Annotated in this window: 24 protein-coding genes and 4 pseudogenes; 13 read left to right on the forward strand and 15 right to left on the reverse strand. The window is 59.9% G+C overall.

The genetic code is table 11. The features are described from left to right. From HJC04_RS04445 to HJC04_RS04470, 6 genes and pseudogenes are all read left to right on the forward strand, one after another. Complete coding sequence (locus HJC04_RS04445) at positions 1 to 966, forward strand: carbohydrate ABC transporter permease (RefSeq protein ID WP_221144942.1); 966 nt, start codon at positions 1 to 3, stop codon at positions 964 to 966. Further along, entirely contained in the window at positions 963 to 1,823 is an 861-nt protein-coding gene (locus HJC04_RS04450) for a carbohydrate ABC transporter permease (RefSeq protein ID WP_221144943.1), read from the forward strand. Before HJC04_RS04445 ends, HJC04_RS04450 begins: the two co-directional genes overlap by 4 nt. Before the next feature lie 19 nt (positions 1,824 to 1,842). Further along, entirely contained in the window at positions 1,843 to 2,001 is a 159-nt protein-coding gene (locus HJC04_RS04455) for a hypothetical protein (RefSeq protein WP_221144944.1), read from the forward strand. Then, positions 2,001 to 2,855: a PfkB family carbohydrate kinase gene (locus HJC04_RS04460; protein WP_221144945.1), complete on the forward strand. Its 855-nt coding sequence runs from the start codon at positions 2,001 to 2,003 to the stop codon at positions 2,853 to 2,855. The genes HJC04_RS04455 and HJC04_RS04460 overlap by 1 nt, the downstream gene beginning before the upstream one ends. A gap of 4 nt (positions 2,856 to 2,859) precedes the next feature. Continuing rightward, a complete protein-coding gene (locus HJC04_RS04465) occupies positions 2,860 to 4,266 on the forward strand; it encodes an FAD-binding oxidoreductase (RefSeq protein ID WP_259668794.1) in 1,407 nt (468 codons plus the stop codon). 64 nt (positions 4,267 to 4,330) lie between these two features. Continuing rightward, a pseudogene (locus HJC04_RS04470) lies at positions 4,331 to 4,744 on the forward strand (GGDEF domain-containing protein); the annotation flags it as partial. Between the two features lie 595 nt (positions 4,745 to 5,339). Here HJC04_RS04470 and HJC04_RS04475 read toward each other — a convergent pair. Then, positions 5,340 to 5,996: a hypothetical protein gene (locus HJC04_RS04475; protein WP_221144948.1), complete on the reverse strand. Its 657-nt coding sequence runs from the start codon at positions 5,994 to 5,996 to the stop codon at positions 5,340 to 5,342. A gap of 160 nt (positions 5,997 to 6,156) precedes the next feature. On the opposite strand from HJC04_RS04475, the gene HJC04_RS04480 reads away from it, so the two are divergent. The 3 genes from HJC04_RS04480 (at position 6,157) to HJC04_RS04490 (ending at position 8,915) form a co-directional block, all read left to right on the forward strand. Further along, positions 6,157 to 7,542, forward strand: coding sequence for a DUF262 domain-containing protein (locus tag HJC04_RS04480; protein WP_221144950.1), 1,386 nt, complete (start codon positions 6,157 to 6,159; stop codon positions 7,540 to 7,542). A gap of 262 nt (positions 7,543 to 7,804) precedes the next feature. Further along, positions 7,805 to 8,518 carry an HNH endonuclease signature motif containing protein gene (locus HJC04_RS04485; RefSeq protein WP_221144952.1) on the forward strand — a complete coding sequence of 238 codons (714 nt, stop codon included), beginning with the start codon at positions 7,805 to 7,807 and terminating at the stop codon, positions 8,516 to 8,518. Continuing rightward, positions 8,505 to 8,915 carry a hypothetical protein gene (locus HJC04_RS04490; protein WP_221144954.1) on the forward strand — a complete coding sequence of 137 codons (411 nt, stop codon included), beginning with the start codon at positions 8,505 to 8,507 and terminating at the stop codon, positions 8,913 to 8,915. Before HJC04_RS04485 ends, HJC04_RS04490 begins: the two co-directional genes overlap by 14 nt. A 71-nt stretch (positions 8,916 to 8,986) precedes the next feature. Here the strand turns inward: HJC04_RS04490 and HJC04_RS04495 are convergent, their stop codons facing one another. Next, positions 8,987 to 9,217 carry a hypothetical protein gene (locus HJC04_RS04495; protein WP_221144955.1) on the reverse strand — a complete coding sequence of 77 codons (231 nt, stop codon included), beginning with the start codon at positions 9,215 to 9,217 and terminating at the stop codon, positions 8,987 to 8,989. A gap of 552 nt (positions 9,218 to 9,769) precedes the next feature. On the opposite strand from HJC04_RS04495, the gene HJC04_RS04500 reads away from it, so the two are divergent. Together HJC04_RS04500 and HJC04_RS04505 are read left to right on the forward strand one after the other, a co-directional pair. Next, entirely contained in the window at positions 9,770 to 10,237 is a 468-nt protein-coding gene (locus HJC04_RS04500) for a hypothetical protein (RefSeq protein ID WP_221144957.1), read from the forward strand. Continuing rightward, positions 10,238 to 11,011: a hypothetical protein gene (locus tag HJC04_RS04505; protein WP_221144959.1), complete on the forward strand. Its 774-nt coding sequence runs from the start codon at positions 10,238 to 10,240 to the stop codon at positions 11,009 to 11,011. Positions 11,012 to 11,029: 18 nt separating this feature from the next. Here the strand turns inward: HJC04_RS04505 and HJC04_RS04510 are convergent, their stop codons facing one another. The 9 genes and pseudogenes from HJC04_RS04510 to HJC04_RS31585 all read right to left on the reverse strand — a co-directional run bounded on the left by HJC04_RS04510 (position 11,030) and on the right by HJC04_RS31585 (position 20,314). Then, positions 11,030 to 11,788, reverse strand: coding sequence for an ABC transporter ATP-binding protein (locus HJC04_RS04510; protein ID WP_221145224.1), 759 nt, complete (start codon positions 11,786 to 11,788; stop codon positions 11,030 to 11,032). A gap of 47 nt (positions 11,789 to 11,835) precedes the next feature. Next, a complete protein-coding gene (locus HJC04_RS04515; RefSeq protein ID WP_221144961.1) occupies positions 11,836 to 12,825 on the reverse strand; it encodes an ABC transporter ATP-binding protein in 990 nt (329 codons plus the stop codon). A 1-nt stretch (position 12,826) separates the two neighbouring features. Continuing rightward, positions 12,827 to 13,684, reverse strand: a complete 858-nt coding sequence (locus tag HJC04_RS04520) for an ABC transporter permease (protein ID WP_221144963.1) — start codon at positions 13,682 to 13,684, stop codon at positions 12,827 to 12,829. Positions 13,685 to 13,687: 3 nt separating this feature from the next. Next, positions 13,688 to 14,692, reverse strand: coding sequence for an ABC transporter permease (locus HJC04_RS04525; RefSeq protein WP_168296525.1), 1,005 nt, complete (start codon positions 14,690 to 14,692; stop codon positions 13,688 to 13,690). Between the two features lie 117 nt (positions 14,693 to 14,809). Continuing rightward, entirely contained in the window at positions 14,810 to 16,714 is a 1,905-nt protein-coding gene (locus tag HJC04_RS04530; RefSeq protein ID WP_221144966.1) for an ABC transporter substrate-binding protein, read from the reverse strand. Between the two features lie 181 nt (positions 16,715 to 16,895). Then, a complete protein-coding gene (locus HJC04_RS04535; RefSeq protein ID WP_221144968.1) occupies positions 16,896 to 18,404 on the reverse strand; it encodes an alpha-N-arabinofuranosidase in 1,509 nt (502 codons plus the stop codon). 211 nt (positions 18,405 to 18,615) lie between these two features. After that, positions 18,616 to 19,539 (reverse strand): transcriptional regulator, encoded by a 924-nt coding sequence (locus tag HJC04_RS04540; RefSeq protein ID WP_221144970.1) that lies wholly within the window; start codon positions 19,537 to 19,539, stop codon positions 18,616 to 18,618. 108 nt (positions 19,540 to 19,647) lie between these two features. After that, entirely contained in the window at positions 19,648 to 20,070 is a 423-nt protein-coding gene (locus tag HJC04_RS04545) for a type II toxin-antitoxin system VapC family toxin (protein WP_221144972.1), read from the reverse strand. Continuing rightward, positions 20,067 to 20,314 (reverse strand): annotated as a pseudogene (locus HJC04_RS31585) (FitA-like ribbon-helix-helix domain-containing protein). The gene HJC04_RS04545 and the pseudogene HJC04_RS31585 overlap by 4 nt, the downstream one beginning before the upstream one ends. A 229-nt stretch (positions 20,315 to 20,543) precedes the next feature. Here HJC04_RS31585 and HJC04_RS04550 point away from each other — a divergent pair. Then, positions 20,544 to 20,828 carry a hypothetical protein gene (locus tag HJC04_RS04550; protein WP_221144974.1) on the forward strand — a complete coding sequence of 95 codons (285 nt, stop codon included), beginning with the start codon at positions 20,544 to 20,546 and terminating at the stop codon, positions 20,826 to 20,828. Between the two features lie 46 nt (positions 20,829 to 20,874). On the opposite strand, the gene HJC04_RS04555 is transcribed toward HJC04_RS04550, so the two are convergent. The 3 genes and pseudogenes from HJC04_RS04555 to HJC04_RS04565 all read right to left on the reverse strand — a co-directional run. After that, the gene (locus tag HJC04_RS04555; RefSeq protein WP_221123299.1) at positions 20,875 to 21,258 is read right to left on the reverse strand and encodes a type II toxin-antitoxin system VapC family toxin; all 384 of its coding nucleotides are present in this window, start codon (positions 21,256 to 21,258) and stop codon (positions 20,875 to 20,877) included. Continuing rightward, positions 21,255 to 21,455, reverse strand: a complete 201-nt coding sequence (locus HJC04_RS04560; RefSeq protein WP_210632655.1) for a type II toxin-antitoxin system VapB family antitoxin — start codon at positions 21,453 to 21,455, stop codon at positions 21,255 to 21,257. Before HJC04_RS04560 ends, HJC04_RS04555 begins: the two co-directional genes overlap by 4 nt. 239 nt (positions 21,456 to 21,694) lie before the next feature. Continuing rightward, a pseudogene (locus tag HJC04_RS04565) lies at positions 21,695 to 22,051 on the reverse strand (cytochrome c peroxidase); the annotation flags it as partial. Between HJC04_RS04565 and acpA the strand changes: the two are divergent. Next, positions 22,046 to 22,750, forward strand: a pseudogene (acpA, locus tag HJC04_RS04570) (acid phosphatase); the annotation flags it as partial. The pseudogenes HJC04_RS04565 and acpA overlap by 6 nt on opposite strands. A gap of 55 nt (positions 22,751 to 22,805) precedes the next feature. On the opposite strand, the gene HJC04_RS04575 reads toward acpA, so the two are convergent. Further along, a complete protein-coding gene (locus HJC04_RS04575) occupies positions 22,806 to 23,564 on the reverse strand; it encodes an IclR family transcriptional regulator (RefSeq protein WP_210632234.1) in 759 nt (252 codons plus the stop codon). Positions 23,565 to 23,591 lie beyond the last annotated feature (27 nt).

The following is a 23,591-nucleotide window of genomic DNA, read 5'->3' on the forward strand; positions in this document are numbered from 1 at the left end:
ATGGCGAGCGTGACGGCAACCCCGACAACGAACGGTGCCGCCCTGCGCGGCGCCGTCTCCAACCGCAGGAGATGGCTGCGGCACGGCCTGCTGCAGCAGCTGGCGGCGTTGCGCTGGGGCATCGTGGCGCTGATCATTGTCGGCTGGTTCGTCTATTATCCGATCGTCGACAACCTCTTTGTCAGCACAACCACCCAGGACATCTTCACCGGCGAGGTCGATTATGTCGGGCTCGACAATTACCGCCGGCTGCTGGACGATCCGGTCGTCTGGCGGGCGCTGACCAATAACGGCCTTTATGCCGTGCTCTCCGTCGTCTTCCAGGTTTTCGCCGCCTTCGTGCTTGCCGCCATCATCGAGGGGCTCAGGAGCCGCGCCTGGCGGAATTTCTGGCGGGCCGTCTATTTCATACCCTCGGCAATCTCCACCACGGTCACCGGCCTGCTCTTCTATTTCATCTACCAGCCCGATATCGGCCTTCTCGACGCCCTGCTGCATCTGCTCGGGCTGCAGAACCTGTCTTACACCTGGCTGGGTGACGAGCGCACGGCGATCTATGCGATCATCGCCATGAGCCAGTGGCAGGGCTTCGGCTATTCCACGCTGCTCTTTACCATCGCCATCCAGAAGATCCCGCGCGAACTCTACGATGCCGCCACGGTCGATGGCGCCGGGCCGCTCCGCCAGCTCTTCTGCATCACCTTTCCGCTCACCCGCGAAATGACCGGCATGATGATCATCGTCACCATTGCCGGCGCCTTCCAGGTTTTCAACGAAGTCATGGTGATGACCGGTGGCGGGCCGAACAATTCGAGCCAGGTGCTGGGGACATGGCTCTACGAACAGGGCTTCAACCAGAACGACATGGGCTATGCGGCCGCAATCGGCGTGGTCATCTTCCTCGCCACGCTGACGACAGGCCTGCTCCAGCTCTGGTACACCAAGCGGCGGAGGGTGGAGGCATGAGTGCGGTGGTCATTCCTCCGGGCGCGTCAATGCGCAATCCCTGGCTGGTCATCGGCAAGGGCGTGCTGATGGCGCTCTTGGTGGCGGCGGGCATTCTCGTCGTCTACCCGCTGGTCTGGATGGCGCTCGGCGGCTTCAAGTCGAACAGCCAGATCTTCAGCGATCCCTTCGCGCTTCCCGACCGCTGGTCCTTCGACAATTACGTCGCGGCCTGGAACCAGGGTGTGCGCAATTTCCTGTTCTCGAGCCTGCTGGTGACCGTCGTTTCCACAATCACCACGGTCTTCATCAGTGCCTGGACCGCCTATGGCCTGACCCGGACGAAGATGTTCGGCAAGCCTGTGATCGTCGGCTTCGTGCTCGGCGGCATGATGCTCAGCCCGACTGTGGCGCTGGTGCCGCTCGTGCAGATGATGCAGAGCCTTGGCCTCTACAATACGCATTGGGCGCTGATCATCCTTTACACGGCCTTCCGCGTGCCCTTCACCACCTTCCTGATCCGCGCCTATATGCTCGACCTGCCGCGCGATCTCGATGAGGCGGCCATGATCGATGGCGCCAGCGAGGGGCAGATCTTCCGCAAGATCATGCTGCCGCTCTGCCGGTCGATCATCGTCTCCTGCATCATCCTGCACATCCTGTTTGCCTGGAACGAATATATCTTCGCGATGATCTTCACCAACCAGATCGACGTGCAGACCCTGCCCGTCGGCCTGACCTCGCTGATGGCCAAGCATGGCACCAATTTCGCGGAGGTCTTCGCCGCGATGACCATCTCGGCGCTGCCGATCGTCGTCATCTTCTTCTTCACCCAGCGTTATTTCATCCGCGGCCTCACCGAAGGCATCGGCAAGTGATTTCATGAGGAAACCGGAAGTGCCAAAACTCTCGGCCAGGCAGCTGATCGGCGCCAATCTCAGCTTTCAGCTCTACCCCTTCGAAAAGGTCGCGGAAATCATCCGCGGCTGCGGCTTCGCCGAAATCGAACGCTGGGGGATCGCGCCTTATCTCCAGCAGACAGGGGAGGTCGCGTGATGGCGGCGATGCGGCTGATTGCAGTTGGCGATAACTGCCTGGACGTTTATCTCAGCAAGAACAGCATGGCTGTCGGCGGCAATGCGCTTAATGTGGCGGCGCAATGGCATCGGCAAGGCTGCGATGCCCGCTATTTCGGCGTTGTCGGCAAGGATGCCGAGGGCGACGTGATCGCCACGGCGATCGAAGCCGTCGGTCTGCCTCGGGCGGACCTCGAGCGGCGCGACGGCGCCACCGCCGTCACCCTGCTGCTGGAGCAGGATGGAGACCGCAGGTTCCTGCTTGAGGATCTCGGGGTCGGGCGCAATTACGTTCCGTCTCCGGAGCGCTATGCGGCACTCAGGCGGGCCGATTGGGTCCACCTCGGCACCAATTCCAGCGCCGAGCTCATCGAGCGGCTGATCGAGGATCGCATTCGCTTCAGCATAGACGTCTCGACGGCGCACCAGTCACTGGATCTCAAGGGCGTGCCGCTGGTCTTCGCATCCGGGCCGGATGAGCCGCATGTGCCGGTCGAGCCCGTCATAGGAACGTTGAAGGATCGTGGCGCCGCGAGGATCGTCCTGACCTGCGGCCGGCGCGGCGCCTTCTTTGACGACGGTGCGGAGCTTGTCCATGTGCCGGCGCAAGCAGTCGATGTAATCGATACCTGCGGCGCCGGCGACAGTTTCATCGCCAGCTTTGTTGTCGCGCATCTTCTGAAAGGCATGCATGCCGAGGCGGCCATGCGCCTCGCAACCGATGCGGCCGCCCGGACCTGTCTGCACGAAGGCGGCTTCCCGCAGAGGCTCGCTGCCATTCCGCCATGGCTCCTGCGGAAATATGCAGACGAAATCTCTGCAGCGGAGGGCTGACATCATGCGCTACACCTTGAGACCGCCGGTCCTGGCGCGTGGCCCGGATCGCTCCTTCTGGCTCCAGGACGCCGGTGCCGCCCCCGTCACCATGCCGCTCGAGGGCGATCAGGCCGCTGATGTCGCGATCGTCGGCGGCGGCTATACCGGCCTGTGGACGGCGCTGCGCCTGAAGGAGCAGGATCCCGGGCTGAAGATCGTCCTGCTCGAGGCGGATTGCTGCGGAGCAGGGGCATCCGGCCGCAATGGCGGCCAGGTCCACTCCTGGTTTGCCGAAATTGATCTTCTCGCCGAGGTGGTGGGAGAGACGGAGGCGCTTTCGCTCTGCCGGGCGACCGCCGATGCGATCGCCGAGCTGGAGGCCCTGCAGGCAAGCGGCGCGATCGACATGAATCTCAGGCTGGACGGATGGCTGTGGACGGCAAGCGCCAGGGCACAGGAAGGCGCATGGCAGAAGGCGCTTGAGATGGTGGAGGCCCAGGGCGAAGCGCGCTTCAGCCGGCTCGATGCCGGCGAGATTGCCCGCCGCACCGGCTCTCGCGCCTCCTACATGGGCATTGCCGAGATGCGGGCAGGAACGGTGCAGCCGGCAAAGCTCGCCGCGGGCCTGCGCCGGCTCGCTCTCGCGCGCCATGTGATCATCCACGAAAAGACGCCAGTCACCGCAATCGAGCCCGGGGCCGTCGCCACCCTGCACACGCCGCAGGGACGCCTTCGCGCCGGCCGCGTCGTGCTGGCGGCGAATGCCTGGCTGGCATCCATTCCCGAGCTCCTGCGCTACATCTATGTGGTCGAAAGCCAGATCGTCGCCACGCAACCAGTGCCGGATCTGCTTCAGCGCCTGGGGTGGACGGGCGGCGAATCGATCTGCGACGCGCAGGCGCATGTGCTCTATTACCAGCGCACGCCGGAGGGGCGGGTCATCTTCGGCCGCGGCAGCGGCAAGATCGCCTACGGCGATCGGATCGGTCCCTCCTTCAACCGCGGTACGGAAAAGGGCGCCGACAACAGGCGCGAGCTGGACCGGGTCTATCCCGAACTGAAAACAGTGAAGATCGAGCACGACTGGTCGGGACCGATCGACTGCACCGCAGATCACCTGCCGATCTTCGGCCATCTCGCGGGCCAGCCCAATATCTTCTTCGGCATCGGCTTCAACGGCACCGGGATAGCCCAGACGCCCGTGGCCGGCCGTATCCTCGCGAGCCTGGTTCTCGGCCGGGATGATCAATGGAGCCGCAGCGGTCTTGTCGGACTTGAAAAGCGCAAGAAGCTGCCGCCGGAGCCGATCCGCTATCTCGGCGCCAGGCTCGTCCGCAAGGCGATCCGCCTTCGCAACGATGCCGAAATCGAGAACCGGCAGGTCAATCCGATCGTGCGCTACATCTCCGAACTGAAGCCCGGCCGCTGACACGCGATTGCGGCTGCGATGAGGTCGCCGCCGAAAAGGAGCGCAAAAAACGCGTCGCCGACGCCGCTTCGTCCGGCATGGCAGAAGCGGTTGCCTCGCCGTCTTCGACATCGACAATTTCAAGCGCATCAACGACCGGCTCGGCCACCACGCCGGCGATCTCGTGCTGCGCGATTTCGCCCACCGCATCCACCAGAATGTCCGCCGCAACGATTGTTTCGACCGGGTCGGCGGCGAAGAATTCCTCCTCGTCATGCCGGCCACCGGCCCGGAAGACGCGCTTGCCATGGTCGAGCGCATGCTGACGGTGATCCGCTTCTCCAGGCCGCTGCCGGACTCGCCCGACTTCAGCTACACCTGTTCTGCCGGGATCGCGGCGTGTGTGCCGACAGACAGTGCATCCGAGCTTTATCGGCGGGCGGATCAGGCATTGTATGATGCGAAGATGAGCGGGCGAGATAGGGTGAGGGCGGCATAGGGGTGTAGACGTCTTTGAAACGATCGTCGGTCACTATCTGAATGAAGCCCTTATTTATCTAGCTCGGCGGAAGTGAGAGTTCGATTCGTACAGCAGTCTCAAAAGCCTTTGTTCGCAAGCGCGTCGAGCGGGGGGCCACCGTCTCCTGGAATTGTAGGCAATCTCGTCCGGGGCGGGTGAGGGAGGCAAGTAGCTTCTCGCCCGTCCGATAATTCCTCGCATTCATTGCTGCAACTTCGGTCTCCTTGGCGCCGAACCAAGCTCAATGAGGCTCAAGCGCTCTTTGTGTGGTGAGCCGGCAAGGACCTGAGTCAGCCACTCTCGCCGACCGTGAGCGGGGCATTTTTGAACGTCTGAAATAGCCGTTGGTGGTATATGAAGACCGGCGTCGGGAAAGCTCTTTCACACCAAATTCGGAGACAGGCTGCTTTCAAGCGTCGTCCGAAAACCGACAGATATAGAGTTCTCCTTACCATCCATGTAAAAAGGAGACAGGTCCGTTGCCATGATACGGAACGATTAGAAAAGCAGGTGACTGTTCCGCTCCTCTTCAAGGAGCTGACCTATCCGTTACGGCGACCTGGCGTTTCAGTCGTTAGCCTCGGTGTTTTTTCAGTTTGATGTCTAGGAGATTGCTCGCTCTCACTTCAAGTAGGCGGTCAGCGACCATTTTGCGCCTGTTTCCTGCAGAGGGAATCCCCCAGGCTCGACTGCCTGCATGACAATCCAAGATGCGCCCTGTGAAACCGGCCATCGTCCGTGGTTGGAGTCCGGTGAGAGAGTTTTGCTTCATCTGACCCACTTGGTGCGATGATAGCACTTTGACGCCATTGGGTTCATATACCCAGACGTAAACGCCCTGGCGATCTGCTATTGCCTCCATACGCCGGCAAGCATCCTTCAGCTCGGTGCGGTTGATGTTGCGGTCATATTTCGCCTGGATGAAAATGCCTTTGTCAAAGCCAGCAGCCCCATCGAGCGAGATCGACAAGAAAAGGTCCGCGCCAAAAAGCTTTTCCATCGAGTTCGGGCCGCGATCCGGCAACGACTGAGCTATAACTCGAAAAACGTAGTCCCCTGCCTGCGAGTTATCTAGCTTGTCTTCAAGGCGCTGGCACAAGCGCGACGTGATCTCGGCCTCCTGCACGACACTGACGCCGCCTGTGGTGTCTGAATACAAGTCCGATACAAGGTCATCTACCGCCCCGCCCAGTCGATCCATAATCAGGCGTCGGTTTTCGTCGTCCAGCATGCTACCTCGAATCGATGTGATGCAATCTTACCGAGCGATACAGGAAATTTTGCGTATTCACACCAGCACCCAAGCTGAACCAACATGAAAGTGTTGACTTTAAGCTGCATAAAGGCTGCAAGTTACGCGAAAATCATCGCATATAATTCGGGAGCCTCACATGACTGTAGCATCAGATTCGACCGAGAACCTTGTGGATGACAAAGAAGTGGATGGCGAACCTCTGCAAGGCGTTAACTGGTTAGATGACGACAACGATGAGGACGGCAGCGACGAGGGCGCTCTCGACCTCGCAGGCGGCCCGCGCCAGGCTGTTATGCAGCCTAAAGACGTCCCGCTGGGTGTCTATCACACCTGGTTCCAGAGGGGGAAGTTGAACCTCAACCCTGACTGGCAGCGCGCCTATGTCTGGAAGGGCAAGCGACCCTCTTACCTGATCGAATCCATTTTAATGCGACTGCCTATCCCTGTAATATTCCTTTCGCGCACCAAAGAAGGTGGCCTGGAAGTAATTGATGGCGTTCAGCGCCTGACGACAGTTTTCAATTTCATCGATAACAAATTTGCGCTGACCGGCCTTGAGGTATTCAAGGAGTTGAACGGAAAGCGTTTCAAGGAATTGTCGCAGAAGATGCAGAGCGACATCGAAGATTCCGTGATCAGTTGCTTTGAGCTGTCGGAAGACACGTCCCAGGATTTGAAGTTCACGACGTTTGAGCGGATCAATACCGGGGGCATGTCCCTGAATGAGATGGAAATTCGCAACTGTATCTATCGCGGCAAACTCAATTCCAAGCTTGCCGACTGGGCAAAAAATGACGATTTCCGAAACGCAATCAACATGCGCAATCTCTCAGATCGCATGTTTGACCGAGGCTTGATCCTTCGCTTTCTCGCGTTCGATACGATCAAGCACGATAAGGTAACAGCGGGAATCAAGTCGTTCTTGAACCGGTTCTTTGAAACCTACAAAGACCCCAGTGATGAGATTATCGCCGACTTCGAGAAGCGATTCAAACGCGCGATGCGCAACAGCTACACCGTTTTCGGTTCCAACGCGTTCCGTCTGCGGAAGACCGACTACAAGGGTGGCGGCGAGTGGGCGCCAAAGGCAAACGCCGCCATCTTCCAAGTGATATCTACCTCGCTTGCACCGTATGACACGGTGCAGATAAGTCAGAGAGCAGATGCTATCATGGAGGAATATCTTGATATTCTAACCGATCAACAATGGTTGGATTCGGTCAGCAAATCGACCGGCGATGCGAAGAAGATCAAGTATGCATTCGATGCGTGGGGCCGCCGCCTTGGCACCCTGATGGACGGTGTGGAAGGGCTTGATAGCTCTCGCATCTTTAAGGCTCAGCTAAAGAAGGAGCTTTACGACCAGGACGCGGCGTGCCGGATATGTGGTAACGAGATCAAGTCGATCAACGATTCTGCTGTTGACCACGTGGAGCAGTATTGGCGTGGCGGAGCTACAATCCCATCCAATGCTCGGTTGGTTCATCGTTCCTGCAACAGTGCCCGCCCGCGTTCTGAGTAGGCCAAGTTAAAACGTTCGGCTGGGGTCGCGGGCCGCGTCCGTATCTGCGCGGCGCCAATCACGCGGTTGGCAGCGCATCAAATGATATCGAGGCAGTACTAATCAAGCGTTTGAGGGCCATCTAACTTGCAAAGCTGGCCCTAGCTATTTATCGCGCAGAGGGCTCTGATCGGAGATATCCGGCAAGTCTTGCAGAAATTGCGCAACTTATTTCGAGAGCGGTTATTCTCGAGTGTGAGAAGTCGGGGGACACATCTCGTCAATGGCAATAACAGAGAAATCCATCAAACTTTTGTGGTCGAACGCAGCAGGCCGCTGCTCATTCGATGGTTGCCGTGTCCGCCTCTCTCAGCGGGAGGCCGAAGGCCGTGCGCCTTACACAATCGGTGAGATGGCCCACATTCGTGGCGACAAAGCTGGGGCTAACCGTCATGATACCTCCCAGACTCCTGTAGAGCGCGACGACTACACTAACCTCATCCTGCTTTGCCCCAACCACCACACCGAAATCGACAAGAAGCAGAATGAAGGGGTCTTCACCGTCGAAATATTGCACAAGATGAAGACCAAGCACGAAGAATGGGTGGATCAGCGTACCGACACAGACGAGGCACCGGAGAGGCAAGCACTTGCGAAGTCTATCTTGGTACTCCTCGAAGAGAATCACCAGGCTTGGCAAACCTATGGCCCTATGTCGGAGCTCGCCCTGAGCGAGCCTCACAACGATGAAGTCTTCTCCATCTGGGTTTCCGAGCGGCTGTCCACTATTGTGCCGAACAATCGGAAGATCACTGGTCTGCTCGAGCGGCATAGGGGTGTACTCGACCCTGACGACCAGAAGGCCATCTCGGCGTTTCTACTCCATTCGCGTAGCTATGAGAGGTGGGTCAACGACGAGATATCATATGCTGGCGTTCTGCGATTTCCCGCTGAGTTCGCCGATCGGATAAGGAGGGCAGCAAATGGCGGCGCGTAGCGAAGCTTTCCCTTGGCCGAGCCATTATGGCCATTTTCGTTTTTTCGAAGACCGGATGAAGGGCCATAGCCGGGTCGCGAATCTCGCATCAGCAGGAAACGGGATTTACGAGCTCACGCGCGATACCGGGCAAGTCCTTCGTGTTTTCATCTGCGAATGCTACTCGTTCGGCGTTGCCCAGTTCATCGATGTGCAAAACCAGCTCGGTGATGTGGACGTCGTGATCATCAATTCCAATTGGTGCGGCTACACCAAGGATGCGCGGGAGCATTGCCGCGCTTCGCAAGTTGGCCTGTTCACCATCGCCGAGTTCATGGGGGCTCTGGCAAGAGAGGACTTCTGGAACTATCAGATTCCAGCGGAACGCGAGCGGGATAAGGCCCCGCGGCGCGGATGACGGAGAGCGTTCAAATCTACGGCTTCGGATCACGCTTTCATGGGAAGACTCCGGCGAACGACGTGGACCTCTTAATCGTTCATTCCGACGTCGGCTCGGCGTCCTGCCGCTTTGCCATCTATTGCAAGCAACTGCTGTCGGCCGTAGTTCCCAGTGCCGACATAACAATGTTGTCCCGGAATGAAGAAGCCGAACTGCGGTTCATCACTCAATCGTGGGCGGTTTCGCTCGGCCAAGTCTGCTCTGGAACCGTAAAAGAAGATGTCGAACGGATAGGACTTATCATCGCCGATCGTGCGCATGCTTAATGACCGAAAAGCGTTGATGCAATGTAAGCAGCTGATTTCCTAGAAATTGACCAAGCTCCGTTGTGATAGAGTGGCAAGAATGCGCCTCTAAGGCTGCGATGATCTATCAAGCCACTGGCAGTCTCCGTGCCATCCAGTTCCTGCTCGGGCGCACCAAGATCGAGAACACAGTTAGGGTGTCCAAGCGTGGATATCGAGGACGCGCTTGGAACTGGCAGAGCATACAAAGATTGGAGACCGTGTGGCCCCGCGCCCTGAGCGAGGCCGTGCGTCTCGATACGAGCGGAATGCGACGCACAAGCGGACGCCGGCCCACAAGCAACGCGTTGTCAGGGATGTGCCGAATATTGAACGTCCGCCGCTGGGCAGCGCAAGAAGCATGCATGAATGATAAAGGCGTGCCAAAGTCTCTCGTAGTAGAGGAACATAGGATGCGTCTTCGCGCTTTACAAAGTGCTCAATATTTGAGCCAGCTCTCATCAGAGCACCTTGAATACCGAACCTTTTTCGCGCAATCATGCAGAGCATATCTAGGCGGAGGTCAACTTGACGAATCGGGTCCACATCGACGCGCCTTCGGGCGTAATTGAAATTGAAGGCGAGAAAGAGTTTGTCGAAGGGTTGCTTGCAAAGCTGTTTCCTCTGATTGAAGAAGCCGGATTTGGCAGCCGCCCACAGGGTGAGGCCGACAATAGTTCGCGGGATGACGCCCCTATCGTGTCAAGCGATGACCCTGCAGTGGATGAGCAAGCAAGAGTTCGGGCTAAGAAACGTGGGGTCAAAGCCCCGCCTAAAGGACAGTCGTGTGCAGATAGGATCATCAGCCTCAAAGCTGATGGATTTTTCAAGGAACACCGGGGTGGCGCAGACATAGTTGCTGGTCTCAAAGGCAAAGGCTGGACGCACAAAAGTAATCAAGTAGGTGCAGCTTTGACGGGACTGTTTGAGCGCGGCCAGATCCAGCGAACCAAAGAAGGGAACGGTTCCTGGAAATATTATTGGGATCGGGACTAAGTGAGCCTGCCAAGCCTCAAAGAAGCACTCAAGGCAATCCCCTCCCCGCTCAGCGATCCACTACTCGAAGAGTTCGAGCAAGCGTTAGACGAATACCGTGCGGCCGACTGGGAAAAGGTCGGCTTGAAGGCTGGAAAGTTCTGTGAAATCGCTTATTGCGTTTGCGCTGGTTACGTTAGTGGTGCCTATTCGTCGTCGCCTTTCAAACCCGCCAACTTCCCTCAGGCTTGTCGCGACCTAGAACAGCATAACGGGACGAAGGGACGCTCCCTTTGCATGCAGGTGCCAAAGGTCTTGGCGGCGCTTTATGAACTGCGCAACAACCGAGCTATAGGTCATGTGTCTGCTGAGGTCAGTCCTAATCACATGGACGCGGAATTTTTCTTGCGAGGTATGAAGTGGATCATGGGCGAGTTCGTCCGCAACTATTCTCAACTACCGCTCGATGACTCCCATGCTGTTGTTGAAGCAGTCACTGCCCGTAACTTCCACATGGTATGGGCGAGTGGCGATGTGCGGCGAGTTCTGGAACCTGCCAGGTCGGCGGGCGAAAAGGTGATGATCTTACTGTACGCCGAAGGCACACCAATCACCATTGCCCAATTACAAACATGGGTCGAATATAAGAATCGGACCGACTTCAAGCGGAAGGTCATTGAGGCGCTGCATAAAAAGGCGTGGGTCCAATACGACGAGAAGGCGGGAAATGTCCGTATCCTGCCACCGGGGCAGGCGCATGTTGAAAAATCCGGGCTTCTGACAACAGGGAAATAAATATCAGCTCCTGGCGAACTACCCCACCGCACCAAAATCCGCCGCCAACACCGCATCCTTCAGCGCCCGCGAATACGCATGCTGCGGATCATCCAACACCGCCCGCGCCCGCCCGCGTTCAACAATCTCCCCTTTGCGCATGATGATAATATTGTCGCTGACATAATAAGCCGTCGCGAGATCATGGGTGATGTAGATGATCGAAAGGCCGAGCTCGTTCTTCAGCCGGCCGAAGAGGTTGACGATGGCCATGCGCAGCGAGGCGTCGACCATCGAGACCGGTTCGTCGGCCACCAGCAGGCGCGGCTCGGGGATCAGCGCCCGGGCGATGGCGACGCGCTGCAGCTGGCCGCCGGAGAGTTCGTGGGGGAAGCGGCCCTTCACCTCTTCCAGCGTCAGGCCGACGTGGTGGAGGGCGGTATCGGCCATCTTCTCCACCTCCCGCCGGTCCGGCCGTTTGCCGCCAGCGGAGAAATTGCGGGCGGTCTCGAAGAGGTAGCGGTCCACCCGCTTCAGCGGGTTGAAGGCTTCGAAGGGGTTCTGCAGCACCGGCTGCACCTCCTTCATGAAGGCTTTGCGTTCGGCCCGGCTGTGGATCGCGACGGTCTTGCCGGCGAATTGCAGCTCGCCTTCGGTCGGTTCCGTCTGGCCGAGGATCATCGCCGCCACCGTCGATTTGCCCGAGCCGGATTCGCCGACGATCGAGAGGATCTCCGGCTCGTCGCCGATCTCGAAGCTGACATCCTTGACGGCGGCGATCAGCCGCCGGCCGAGCATGCCGCCCTGGCGGTAGATTTTCGTCACATGCGAGAGGCTAAGCAGAGTCACACCTGATCCCCCGTAACCGCAAAACACGCCACCCGCCGCTCCGGCGCGACGGTGACCAAGGGCGGAACCTTCTGTGAGCAGATCTCCATGCGCTTCGGGCAGCGCGGGTGAAAGCGGCAGCCTTCCGGCGGCATGGCGAGATTCGGCGGCCGTCCCTCCAGCGAGGGCCGGGTGGTGGGGTCGCCGATCTTCGGCAGGCTGCCGACGAGATGCTGGGTATAGGGGTGGAGCGGCGCGCTGAAGAGCTTCGCCGTCGGCGCCTCCTCCACCAGCCGCCCGGCATAGACGATGCCGATGCGGTCGGAGACGGTCGCATGCACGCCCATATCATGGGTGACGAACAGGAATGAGGAGCCCATCTCGCGCTGGATGTCGCGGATCATCGACAGGACGTCGCGCTGCACGATGACGTCGAGCGCCGTCGTCGGCTCGTCGGCGATGATGAATTCCGGCGTCAGGATGGTGGCGAGCGCAATGGTCATGCGCTGGCGCATGCCGCCGGAGAGTTCGTGCGGATAGGCGTCGAGCAGCTGCGGATCGAGCTTCAGCCGCTGCAGGTGGTTCGCGACCTTCTCGAAAAACACCGGCTTGCTCACCTTCATGTGGCGGAAGGCGAAATCGGTGAAGGAATGGCGGATCCGGCGCACCGGATTGAGCACATTCATCGAGCCCTGCATGATATAGGAGAGATGCTTCCAGCGCAGCGCCACGCGCTCCTCCGGCGTCATCGCATAGAGATCCTGGGTGCCGCCGCCGAAGTGGAATTTGACGCTGCCGGAAACGACCCGCAGCGGCGGCCGGATGGCGCCGGCAATGGTCTTGATCAGCGTCGTCTTGCCGCTGCTCGATTCGCCGGCGACGCCATAGACCTCGCCGCGGCGGATCGTCAGGCTGATGTCGTCGACGGCCCGCACCTCGCGATCGACGCCATAGAGGAAGGCGCGGTAATAGGCTTTCAGCTTGTCGATTTCGACCAGGTTCTCCATGCTAATTTCCCATCCGGTTGAGCCGGCTGCGCGGATCATTGTATTCGTTCATCGACATGGAGAGCAGGAAGAGCGCCAGGAAGAGAATGACGATGACGGCGACGGGGGCGGCCACCCACCACCAGATGCCCGAGATCAGCGCCGAATGCGCATTGGCCCAGTAGATCATCATGCCCATGGTCGGCGTCTCGATGTCGGTGAAGCCCAGCACCGAAAGGGTGATCTCCATGCCGATCGACCAGATCATGTTGTTCATCGTCGTCGCAAAGACGATCGGCAGCACATAGGGCAGGTGCTCCTCCACGAGGATCTTGCGCATCGTCATGCCGGAATAGACGCTCTGGGTGGTGAACGGCCGGCTCTTCAGCCCGAGCGCCACGGAGCGGATCAGCCGCGCATCATAGGACCAGCCGAGCGAGGCCATGATGACGATCAGCGCCACCCAGGTCATGTTGTCCTTCAGCACGAAATAGAACAGGATCAGCAGCGGAAATTGCGGGATGACCATGACGCTGTCGTTGATCGCCATCAGCACCCGGTCCACCGTGCCGCCGGCATAACCGGCGACCAGGCCGACGACGAGCGAGATGATGCGCGAGAGAAAGGCGACGCCGATGCCGAAATAGAGGGTGTTGCGAAGCCCGGTCGTCAGCTGCCAGAACACGTCCTGGCCGCGCGATGTCGTGCCGAGCCAATATTCGCCGTCCGGCGGCATATCGGGCGGCAGGAGATAGATGTCGGTCGCGCCATAGGGCGAGAAATAGGACAGGATCACCAGGCCGACGATGACGGCAAAGAGCAGCAGGCCGCAGAGGAATTCCATGTTCTGGCGGGCGAGGTCGCGGATGATGGTAAACATGGCCTATTCCACCTTGATGCGCGGATCGATCAGCGGGCTCAGCACGTCGATAATGAAGACGGCGGCGGCGACGCCGACGATCGACAGCGCGCTGAGGCCGAGCACCAGGCTGTAGTCGCCGGCATGCACCGCTTCGATCAAGAGATTGCCGATGCCGGGATAGCCGAAGACGATTTCGGTGATGACGGTGCCGTTGAAGATCGCGCCGAGCGACATGGCAAGCCCGGTGAATTGCGGCACCATGGCGTTGCGGGCGATGTAGGAGCGCAGGATCTTGCCCTTCGGCACGCCGCCGAGCTCGGCAAAGACGACATAGTCGTCGGTGATGATGTTGGAAACCAATGCCCGCATGCCGATCAGCCAGCTGCCGGCGCCGACCAGGATCAGCGACAAGGCCGGCAGGATCGAGTGTTTGAGGATATCGAGGACGAGGGCAAAGGAGAGGTCGAGATTGGCGTTCATCTCATAGCCGCCATTGATCGGCAGCACCGGCCAGATGAAGCCGAAGACGATGAGCAGCACGAAAGCGAGGATGTAATAGGGAATGGGCAGCATCGCGATGAAGACGAGGCTGACGGCCTTCAGCACCATGTCCTTGCGGTAATAGCCCGCAAGCGCGCCGATCGCATTGCCGAGCACGAAGGTGATCAGCGTCGACACCGTCATCAGGCCGATCGTCCAGGGCAGCGAGCGCAGGATGATGGTGGAGACGGGGGTCGGAAAGGCCGAGAGCGAGGGGCCGAGATCGCCGGTCGCCAGCCGAAGCCAGAAATGCAGATATTGCTCCCAGATCGAGCCTTGCATGCCGTAGAGCTCACGCAGCGACTGGCGCATCAGCTCGATCGCATTGGGATCGGACTGACCCATCTGGGTGATGGCGCCTATGCTTTCTTCGACCGGATCGATCGGGGTCAGGTGGGTGACGAAGAAGGTGATCGTCACGCCGAGAAAGACGACGAGCAGAAACTGACCAAACCGCTTCAGCACAAAGATCAGATAGGGCGTCATAAGGCGGAAGTTCCTCTCTGGTTCCTTTCTTGAAAGGATCGACGAGCATGGCAACCGAGGCACATGCCCGCCGATGAGGGGGCCGGCGCGGTGGCTTACGCGCCGGCGTTGGGAGGGTTATTGCGGCTGAGCCGGCTTCAGCTTGACCATCATCAGCCGCGAATTCGCCCAGTTCGGCACCGGATCGGTATAGGGGTCCTTGATGGTGGGATAACCGGTCCAATAGGTCGTATCCATCGAGGTGAAGACGTTATAGGACATCAGCGGGATCGTCGGCATTTCGCGGGCGACCAGCTTCAGATAATCCTTGCCGAGCTCCATGCCCTTGGGGTCGTCGGCGCTGATGCCGCGGATGCTCTCGATGATCTTGTCGAGCTCCGGATTGGACCAGCGCTGCCAGTTGCGCGGCGGCTGAACCTCGCCCTTCTTGGCGACGAACTGGGAGTGCCAGCTGTCGAGGAAGAAGGAAAGGTCGGGATCGCCGCCCCAGGTTTCGACGCTCCAGGCGATCGCCACCTGGAAATCGCCGGGCTGCAGCGCCGTCTGCCACAGTTTCGCGGCCGGCACGGCCTTGGCGTCGATGCCGAAGGCCGCCCATTGCTGCGCAATCAGCGTGCCGGCACGGGTGAAGACGGAGCGCGTGTCGCCTTCCACCGTCATCCGGATCTTGAAAGGCTGTCCATCCGGGGTGAGCCATTTGCCGCCTGACTTTTTGAAGCCGGCCTTCTCCAGCAGTTCACCGGCCGCTTTCGGGTTCGGCTTCCACCAGCCGTAGCCGAAGGCACCGCTGATCGCTTCCGGATCGGTCGGAATCTGGTCCTTGAACTTCGGCTGCTTGCGCAGGATATCGGCGATCTGCTGCCCCACTGTCGGGTCATAGGGCTTGATCTTGCTCTTGCCGGTATCGATCTCGAAATCCTTCAGCCAATCCTGCATCGGCGCCTGATAGTCTTTCATCGTCGCCGCCGTCGGCGGCACGCCGAGTGCGGAAAGCGTCGCCGCGCCGCGGTAGCTCGCCATGTCGACGGCCTTGATGTCGATCAGCAGGGCCAGCGCCCAGCGCACATCGGCTTTGTCGAACGGCGCTTCCTGGGTGTTGAAAATGACGGCCGGCAGCGTCGGATCGGGATGGGCGAAGGGGAAGCCCGGGAACCAGGTGTCGATGGTCTTCGACTTCTCCTTGAGGGTGAACATGCCCTCCGGCGTATTGTCGTGGATGATATCGAGATTGTGCTCGAGCTGGGCGATCGTGCGCTTATCCGGCGGGCCGGGATCGGTATAGGTCACGTATTTCGGGGCCGGCTCGCCGAAGCGGGCAAGCGAGGTGCGCTGCCAGTCGTCGCGCTTCTCCCAGGTATACCATTTGCCCTGCGGGTCGTAGGCCTTCAGCTTGTAGGCGCCGAGCGAGACGGGATTGGCGAAATCGTAGCGAAGCGGATCTTCGACCTTCTCGAACACGTGCTTCGGCATGATCCAGGCGCCGTTCCAGCGCACGGTGAAGATCGCATGGAAGCGCGAATTCGGCTTCTTCAGCTTGAACACCACAGTCTGTGGATCGGTCGCCTCGACGCTGGCCACCTGCACCGAGAAGGCCGCGCTCCAGACCATGCCGGGGTGATCCATCTGCGTCTTGACGGTATAGACGACGTCATCGGCGGTGAACTCCACGCCGTCGCTCCAGTAGAGCCCCTTGCGCAGTTTCACGGTCATTTCGGTAAAGTCGGCATTATATTGCGGCTTGTCGGCGGCGAGCGAATTGTCCCAGGCGGCGCCGCCAAGCCCCTGTTCGGGGTCGATATACCAGAGCGTATCCATGGTCAGCTGCTGCAGCCCGGTCGAAACCCCGCCGCCGCCATTGACCCAGATGTTGAACCAGCCGGGATTCTTGATCGTCCCTTCCGGATTTTCAACGATGAGCGTCTCCTTGCGCGGCAAGGAGGTGTAGTCTTCGGCGATGGCCATACCGGTCAGACCGAGCGTGGCCAGCACGAAGCCGAATGCAAACCTCTTCCACTTTTGCATGAACTCCTCCCTTGTAAGCGACGATGCGGCGGCCTTCGAGGCACGCAGGGGCATGTCGCGGTTGTCGGTTCGCAGAAGTGACTTGGCAGAGCCGTTAAGTCTTCGGCGAACCATCCGTCCGGCTGCCTGCCTCCTCGCAGGGAGCCGATACTTCAGCCGGGGCTTAACCCGGCGGCGGCCGTCACACCGACAGCCGGATGACGTTGTAGGACAGCGGCTTCAGCGCCGCCCGCACCCGTCCATCCTCGATCCTGGCGCTCTCGACCTTGGCGGGCACGACCGTCTCCGGCCGCCGCGCCGTGTTGACGGCTTCGAGATCGCCATGGGTCATCTCCACCTGCTCGATCAGGCGGGCGCCGCCGAAACCTTCGAGCCGCACGTCGAGATCGAGCGCCGTGTCCGGATGGCGGTTGACGGCAAAGAAGGTCAGCGTCCGGCCATCCTCGGAATGCACGGCCGAGACATCGAGATAGGGAACCTCGTTCTCCTCGTCGCTGTCATAGCTCGGGCCGTCGACGACGAGCTGCAGCGCCGTGCCGCGGCCATAGCGCGAGGCGTAATAGAAGGGATAATAGATCGTCTGGCGCCAGGCCGCACCACCATCCTCGGTCATGATCGGGGCGATGACGTTGACGAGTTGGGCGATGCAGGCGATGCGCACCCGGTCGGAGCGGCGGATGAAGGTGTTGAGGATGCCGCCGACCTGCAGCACATCCTCGAAATTATAGACGTCCTCGAGCAGATGCGGCGCATCCGGCCACTCATCGCGCGCCAGGATTTCCTTGTCCTGCTGGTTGGAATGATACCAGACGTTCCATTCGTCGAAGGAGATGCCGATCGTCTTCTTCGAGCGCTTCTTCGCCTTGATGTAATCGATGACGCCGCCGATCGTGGTGATGTAGCGGTCGAGCTTCGTTGCCCGGGCGAGGTAGTTCAGCGTGTTCTTCTCGCGGTTGGCGAAATACATGTGCAGCGAGATGTAGTCGGCGCTGTCATAGCACTGGTCGAGAACCTCGGCCTCCCATTGCGGATAGGTCTTCATGTCGGAATTCGACGAGCCGCAGACGACGAGCTCGAGCGACTTGTCGAAGCCGCGCATGGCTTTTGCCGTCTCGTCCGCCAGCCGGCCATATTCATAGGCCGATTTGTGGCCGACCTGCCAGGGGCCGTCCATCTCGTTGCCGAGGCACCAGAGTTTGACATCATGCGGATTGGACCAGCCGTGCTTGCGGCGCAGGTCCGACCAATAGGTGCCGCCGGGATGATTGCAATATTCGAGGAAATTGCGGGCGGCGTCGAGGCCGCGGGAGCCGAGGTTGACGGCGAGCATCGGCTTGGTATTGGCCTTCTTGCACCAGTCGACGAATTCGTTGACGCCGACCTGGTTGGCTTCGCGGGTGCGCCAGGCAAGGTCGAGGCGCACCGGCCGCTCCGAGCGCGGGCCGACGCCGTCTTCCCAATTATAGGCCGAGACGAAATTGCCGCCGGGATAACGGCAGTAGGGCGTGTCGAGCTCACGCACCAGATCGAGCACGTCGCGGCGGAAGCCGTCTTCGTCCGCGGTCGGATGTCCGGGCTCGTAGATGCCGCCGTAGATCGCTCTGCCGAGATGCTCGAGAAACGAGCTGTAGAGCCTGGCGTCAATGGTCGCGATGCGAAAATCGCGGTGGGCAACGACATTCGTCTTCAACGGATCCTCCCCGTTTATATATCAGGATTTTTGTTTTCGTGCCTCTAACTTGATATCAGGAATGTGGTGATGTCAACCGAGAGGCTGATTTAATCATACTAATGCTTATCCGGATGAAAGATGTTAAGATACAATAACTTGCCTAAATTTAGCGGCTACTGAAATAGGAAATAAATGCAATTTTTAAATCAGGATATCCGATATTATAAATTCACACATGCAGCCGCATGATGATATCGCGGCCGTGATTGCCGAAGCCGCGGCCGAAGATATTGACGCCGCCGGTATGGCCGGCGTTCTCGGCGATGCCGACGCGCAGCCGGATCGAGGAATGCTGGCCAAGCGCCAGATCGCTGAGCGTGATATTCGATGCGGCGATACCGTCGATAAAGGTGCCGCGCGTCGAGATCCGCCAGGTTTTCATCGTCCCGTATTGCGAACCCTCGAGCTTCCACCAGGCCGGGGTGAAGGCGCCGCGCTTGTCGCCGTAATCGCCGGGCGAGGTCCAGGTGCCGATCGCCATGCCGTTGACCCAGAGCGTGATGTCGGACGGCCAGTCCGGATTGGTGCCCGGCACCTCGGACGACAGCTCCAGCGAAAATTCGATCGCCCGGATTTCCTTGTTCAACACCTTGGCATTGTTTGGAAATTTGTACTCGACATAACCCCTGCCGAACCAGACGAGCCCGGCCTGCATGCGCTGTGGGTCGAGGAAATAGTCGGGCACATCGAGCGGGCCGATGACGCTTTCGGTCGAGCAGAGGCCGCAGGGCGCATGCACGTCGCAGCTCGTATAGAGCCCGACCGGCATCTCGACCTCGATGATATTGTTGGCCCGCTGCGCCGCACTTTCCTCGAAGCTGATCAGGATCTCGCTATAGACCGCCGAGCAGATCTTCTGGTTGCCCTTGCGCGCCTTGGCGAGCCTGGAATCGACCAGCCCGGCATCCTCGAGGATCTGGATGCCGGTGGCGACGGTGGATTGCGGCAGGGAAAGCGTCTGGGCGATATCGTTGATGTTGAGCGGTCCCTTGGCGCAGAGCAGCTTCAAGATCTCGATCCGCGCCGGCGCCGAAAGAGCCCGAATGGCCTCACTATTCTCGCCGGCGGCGATCGTTAAAAACGAGCGTTCCATCACTTCCCCATAATTTCCGAAGTAATGATGTATATCGGAAATTATGATGCATCAAGGGATAGTTGGGCCGACCAGGACTGGATTATACGAGTTGCATTCGATGCTGGCTCAACGATACTTCCACGGATTGATGATCTGCAAGCCAATTCCCTCGAAATCGGACACATTGCGGGTAGCGAGTGAAGCGCCGCGCGAGATGGTGATCGCCGCGACCTGTGCGTCAAACTGGCTGATCGGCCTGCCGGCCTTGCGACGATCGGTGGCAATGATGGCGTAGACATCTGCCGCGTCACGATCGAATGGCAGGACACGGCTACTGAGATCCTCATTGAATATCGGCAGGACCGCCGCCTCGAGATCACTTCGGCGCCGACCGGGAGGGAGGAGGCGCAAGCTATATAGAATTTCCGCTTCGGTGACCGCTGTCGTAAATACCGATGAGGGATGTTGTGCGCCCAGCCAGTCGATGACAGCCGCAGTCGGCGCCGGCGTGAGCAGTTCCGAAACGACGTTGGTATCGAGAATGATCACGCGTCGAAGTCCGGCGCGTCGCGGATCGGCTCTCGGGGTGGAATTTCGAGTTCAACTCCCCCGACCGGCTGCAGGCGGGCGCGAATGATCTCGGCCAGGTTGCGCGCTGCCGGCTCGGGGTCGCAAGTGCCGTACGCAGAATATCGCGTGCTTCATCTTCCATGGAACGGCCATGCGTCGCGGCGCGAACGCGCAGCCGCTGCTTCAATCCCTTATCCAGATTGCGGATCGTCATGCTGGCCATTTTGCCTCCATTCATCAATGATAGCATATAAATCATTGATGCATGTTCTCAAGCAACGGTCACGAAACGCGTTTCAATTCTCAGTCTATCAGTCCACGACTCGCAGCCAGTTGGGCTATCGTGTCTTCGAGACAATAGAGCCGCTCCAAGGGCAGTCTGGTTTGTGCTGTAGCATACTCGCCCTGGAGAATCGCCAGAATGCGGGCCTGTCCGGCATCCTTCACACGGAATGCGCTTTGATTGTTGGCTTCAATTTGGTTTTACCAAGGAGAGTCTGGATCTTCTTAAACAATTGCTGCGCAAGGATACTCATTTTAAACATGAGGATGTCGTATCCGCTTTGGCTGAATTGAAAGCGCCGGAAGCTATAGAAGCGTTGTCTCAAGCTTGCTTGTGGGTTCCAGCTTATCTGGAATTTGACGAAGCTCGAGCTCTCGCGGTCAAAGTCATTTGGGCGCTAGGCGCGCGCGATCCCTGGCCAGCAGGCGCAGGCTGCCTTGATTGCGCTCGGTGAAAATCAAAACGCAAGCAGAGGCGGGCACGAAACTAAGTGTCGGCAATTAGCTGCGCCTATCGACCGGGGTGTATAGTGAAACGCCCGCCTTTCCGGCTGCTCCCTGCAGACGCTTGTCTCTGGTCCAGAGGGCTGCTCGCCGATCAAGGAGGACCGAGGCCAGCACATGGGCATCCGTATAGCCAATGCCCATGCTGAAAATGTTGTGGCGATCAATCATCACCATGACTTCGTCGTGTGTGGCGACGGCGACTTCGCGTTGGGCCGCGAGGAAAGCGATAACGCTACCGCGATTGCGAAGGCTGCCAAGAGCCAACTCGCCAATCACAGCCGGATGGCACAGGAGACGATCATCCTCGATAATCTTGCGCAGCTCTGGATCGGCATGGCGGAAATGATCAATCCAAATCGAAGTGTCCGCCAGAATCACTTGGCCACGGCGCTCCGGCGTCGTGGGGCTGCCTCTGCCTCCGGCATGGTTCCCCCGAGCGCGATGAGGCGTTTTCCGGATTCCACCCGGACAAGTGTCTCCAACGCTTGGCGGACGAGAGCGGCAGTTTCTTTTGTGCCGGTCAGGGCCTTGGCTTTTTGCATGAGAGCGTCGTCGAGGTTGATAGTCGATCGCATCGTCCAGTTCCCTATTCTGACGCTTAAATAGCACCATTTGGTGCTGAAATCCATGCTTGACTCGACCCCGATACGTCGGAAATTGTTAGAACCTTCAGCCTATTCAGCGATTGCGTCAGTGCCCGTTCGCCTCGGGCTGCAGATCGGCATCCGTCAGCGTCCCGAGGAAGGCGACGATGTCGTCGATCTCGGGATCGGTCAGTGCGGGCGCATCACCGGGTTTCCGGCCGAAGGGCGGGCAGCGGGATCTTCGCCTGATTGGCGCCGCGATCGACCCGGCCGTCCCAGGTCAGGCCGCCGGTCGGGCCGTTGTCGACGCTTTCGTCACCCTCGTCCTCGGAATCGTAATAGTGCTCGGTGAAGGCGGGCACGGCCTGCAGGTAGCGCAGCGTCGGAACGGCGCGCAGGCCCGGCCGGTCCATATGCTCGCCGCCCAATTCGACCGGCGCGGCCGATGCCGGGCCGAAAGCATGCGCCGGGTCATGGCAGGAGGCGCAGGTCTGCAGCCCGGAGGCCGACAGCGATGGATCCGAGAAAAGTTTGCGGCCGAGTGCGGTCAGCGTCTCGGCCCGGGCGAAGGCCTCGGCGCTGCCAAGGACGGCGATCCAGCCTATGCCGATCCCAATGCGGCAACGACCCTGCCGCCGCAACATGAAACCACCATCGGCGATCTCCTGTCGCTGAAGGGCGTCAGCTGGGCCTGGTAAAGCGGCGCCTGGCAGGCGGCCCTTGACGGCAAGAACGTCACGCCGGTGCCGAACTTTCAGTTCCACCACCAGCCCTTCAACTATTTCGCCAATTTCGCCCCCGGCACCCCGGCGCGTGCCGAACATCTGAAGGATGGCGGCCTGGCCGGCGAGGCCTTCCTGAAAGATATCGACGACGGCAAGCTGCCGGCCGTCTCCTTCTGCAAGCCGCAGGGCAACCTCAACGAACATGGCGGCCATGCCGATGTTTCGAGCGGCGACCAGCATCTTGCCGATATCGTCTCGCATCTCGAGAAGAGCCCGCAATGGGGCCATATGCTGGTCATCGTCACCTATGACGAGAATGGCGGTTTCTGGGATCACGTCGCGCCGCCGAAAGCCGACCGCTGGGGGCCCGGGCAACCGCATGGCCTTCGTCATCTCGCCCTTCGCCAGGGCTGGCATGGTCGATCACACCCAGCACGATACGACTTCGATCATCCGTCTGATCACCGCGCGCTACGATCTGCCGCCCGCGACACGGCGCTGCGCGCCAACGGCCAGCCGCCGCTGGGCGACCTCACAGCCGCGCTCGAGCTGACGCATTGACCGATTGCACGTGGCCCCGGTTTTAACTGGGGCCGCGCCGCCTTCAGGCTCTTCTTCACCGGCGCAGCAGCGGCCGCAAGGCGGCCTGCGTTTCCTTCAGCAGTTCGAGATAGCGCGCTTTCATCTCGGCGGCCGGGACGAGGGCGGCCGGCGCGCCGATATTGATCGCCGCGATCGTTTCGCCGCGGTCGTTTTCGATTGGGACGGCGATCGAGCAGAGGCCGATTTCCAGCTCCTGGTCGATGATGGCGTAGCCCTCGGCGCGCACCCGGCGGAATTCTTCGATCAGTTCTTCCGGGTCGGTCCTGGTCTTTGGCGTGTTTTGTTTGAGCTCGCTGCGGGCGAGGATGGCGCGCGCCTCGTTTTCGGAAAGGGCTGCCAGCAGCACCCGGCCCATCGAGGCGCAATAGGCGGGCAGGCGGCTGCCGGGGGTGAGATTGATCGACATGACCCGGCGCTGCGCGGCCCGGGCGATATAGACGATCTCGGTGCCGTCGAGCACCGAGGCCGAGGCGCTCTGGCCGGCCTGTTCCGAGAGATGATCGAGATGCGGCTGCAACAGCGCCGGCAGCGGTGTCGCCGCCAGATAGGCATGGCCGAGCCGCAATATCTTCGGCGTCAGCGTGAAGAACTTGCCATCGTAATCGGCATAACCGAGCTCGGCGAGCGTCAACAGCGAGCGGCGCACGGTGGCGCGGTCGAGCCCGGTCAGCTTAGCGGCTTCGGCGATCGACAGCCGCGGGCGCGTCTCGCCGAAGGCTTCGATGACTTTCAGGCCGCGGGCAAAGCCGCTGACGAAATCGGTTTCGCGCATGAATTCGCTTCTCCATTCAATTTCTTA

Origin of the sequence: Rhizobium sp. NLR8a (assembly GCF_019685235.1) — a bacterium.
Classification (GTDB): Bacteria; Pseudomonadota; Alphaproteobacteria; order Rhizobiales; family Rhizobiaceae; genus Rhizobium.

Coding starts and splice junctions, on each gene's coding strand:
- HJC04_RS04510 (WP_221145224.1), bottom strand. CDS start 11,788: ATGCTCGGCCGGCGGCTGATCGCCGCCGTCAAGGATGTCAGCTTCGAG.
- HJC04_RS04480 (WP_221144950.1), top strand. CDS start 6,157: ATGACTGTAGCATCAGATTCGACCGAGAACCTTGTGGATGACAAAGAA.
- HJC04_RS04525 (WP_168296525.1), bottom strand. CDS start 14,692: ATGACGCCCTATCTGATCTTTGTGCTGAAGCGGTTTGGTCAGTTTCTG.
- HJC04_RS04460 (WP_221144945.1), top strand. CDS start 2,001: ATGGCGGCGATGCGGCTGATTGCAGTTGGCGATAACTGCCTGGACGTT.
- HJC04_RS04515 (WP_221144961.1), bottom strand. CDS start 12,825: ATGGAGAACCTGGTCGAAATCGACAAGCTGAAAGCCTATTACCGCGCC.
- HJC04_RS04575 (WP_210632234.1), bottom strand. CDS start 23,564: ATGCGCGAAACCGATTTCGTCAGCGGCTTTGCCCGCGGCCTGAAAGTC.
- HJC04_RS04550 (WP_221144974.1), top strand. CDS start 20,544: ATGCGCTTTGATTGTTGGCTTCAATTTGGTTTTACCAAGGAGAGTCTG.
- HJC04_RS04540 (WP_221144970.1), bottom strand. CDS start 19,539: ATGGAACGCTCGTTTTTAACGATCGCCGCCGGCGAGAATAGTGAGGCC.
- HJC04_RS04530 (WP_221144966.1), bottom strand. CDS start 16,714: ATGCAAAAGTGGAAGAGGTTTGCATTCGGCTTCGTGCTGGCCACGCTC.
- HJC04_RS04450 (WP_221144943.1), top strand. CDS start 963: ATGAGTGCGGTGGTCATTCCTCCGGGCGCGTCAATGCGCAATCCCTGG.
- HJC04_RS04475 (WP_221144948.1), bottom strand. CDS start 5,996: ATGCTGGACGACGAAAACCGACGCCTGATTATGGATCGACTGGGCGGG.
- HJC04_RS04485 (WP_221144952.1), top strand. CDS start 7,805: ATGGCAATAACAGAGAAATCCATCAAACTTTTGTGGTCGAACGCAGCA.
- HJC04_RS04560 (WP_210632655.1), bottom strand. CDS start 21,455: ATGCGATCGACTATCAACCTCGACGACGCTCTCATGCAAAAAGCCAAG.
- HJC04_RS04445 (WP_221144942.1), top strand. CDS start 1: ATGGCGAGCGTGACGGCAACCCCGACAACGAACGGTGCCGCCCTGCGC.
- HJC04_RS04520 (WP_221144963.1), bottom strand. CDS start 13,684: ATGTTTACCATCATCCGCGACCTCGCCCGCCAGAACATGGAATTCCTC.
- HJC04_RS04490 (WP_221144954.1), top strand. CDS start 8,505: ATGGCGGCGCGTAGCGAAGCTTTCCCTTGGCCGAGCCATTATGGCCAT.
- HJC04_RS04495 (WP_221144955.1), bottom strand. CDS start 9,217: ATGCGCACGATCGGCGATGATAAGTCCTATCCGTTCGACATCTTCTTT.
- HJC04_RS04465 (WP_259668794.1), top strand. CDS start 2,860: ATGCGCTACACCTTGAGACCGCCGGTCCTGGCGCGTGGCCCGGATCGC.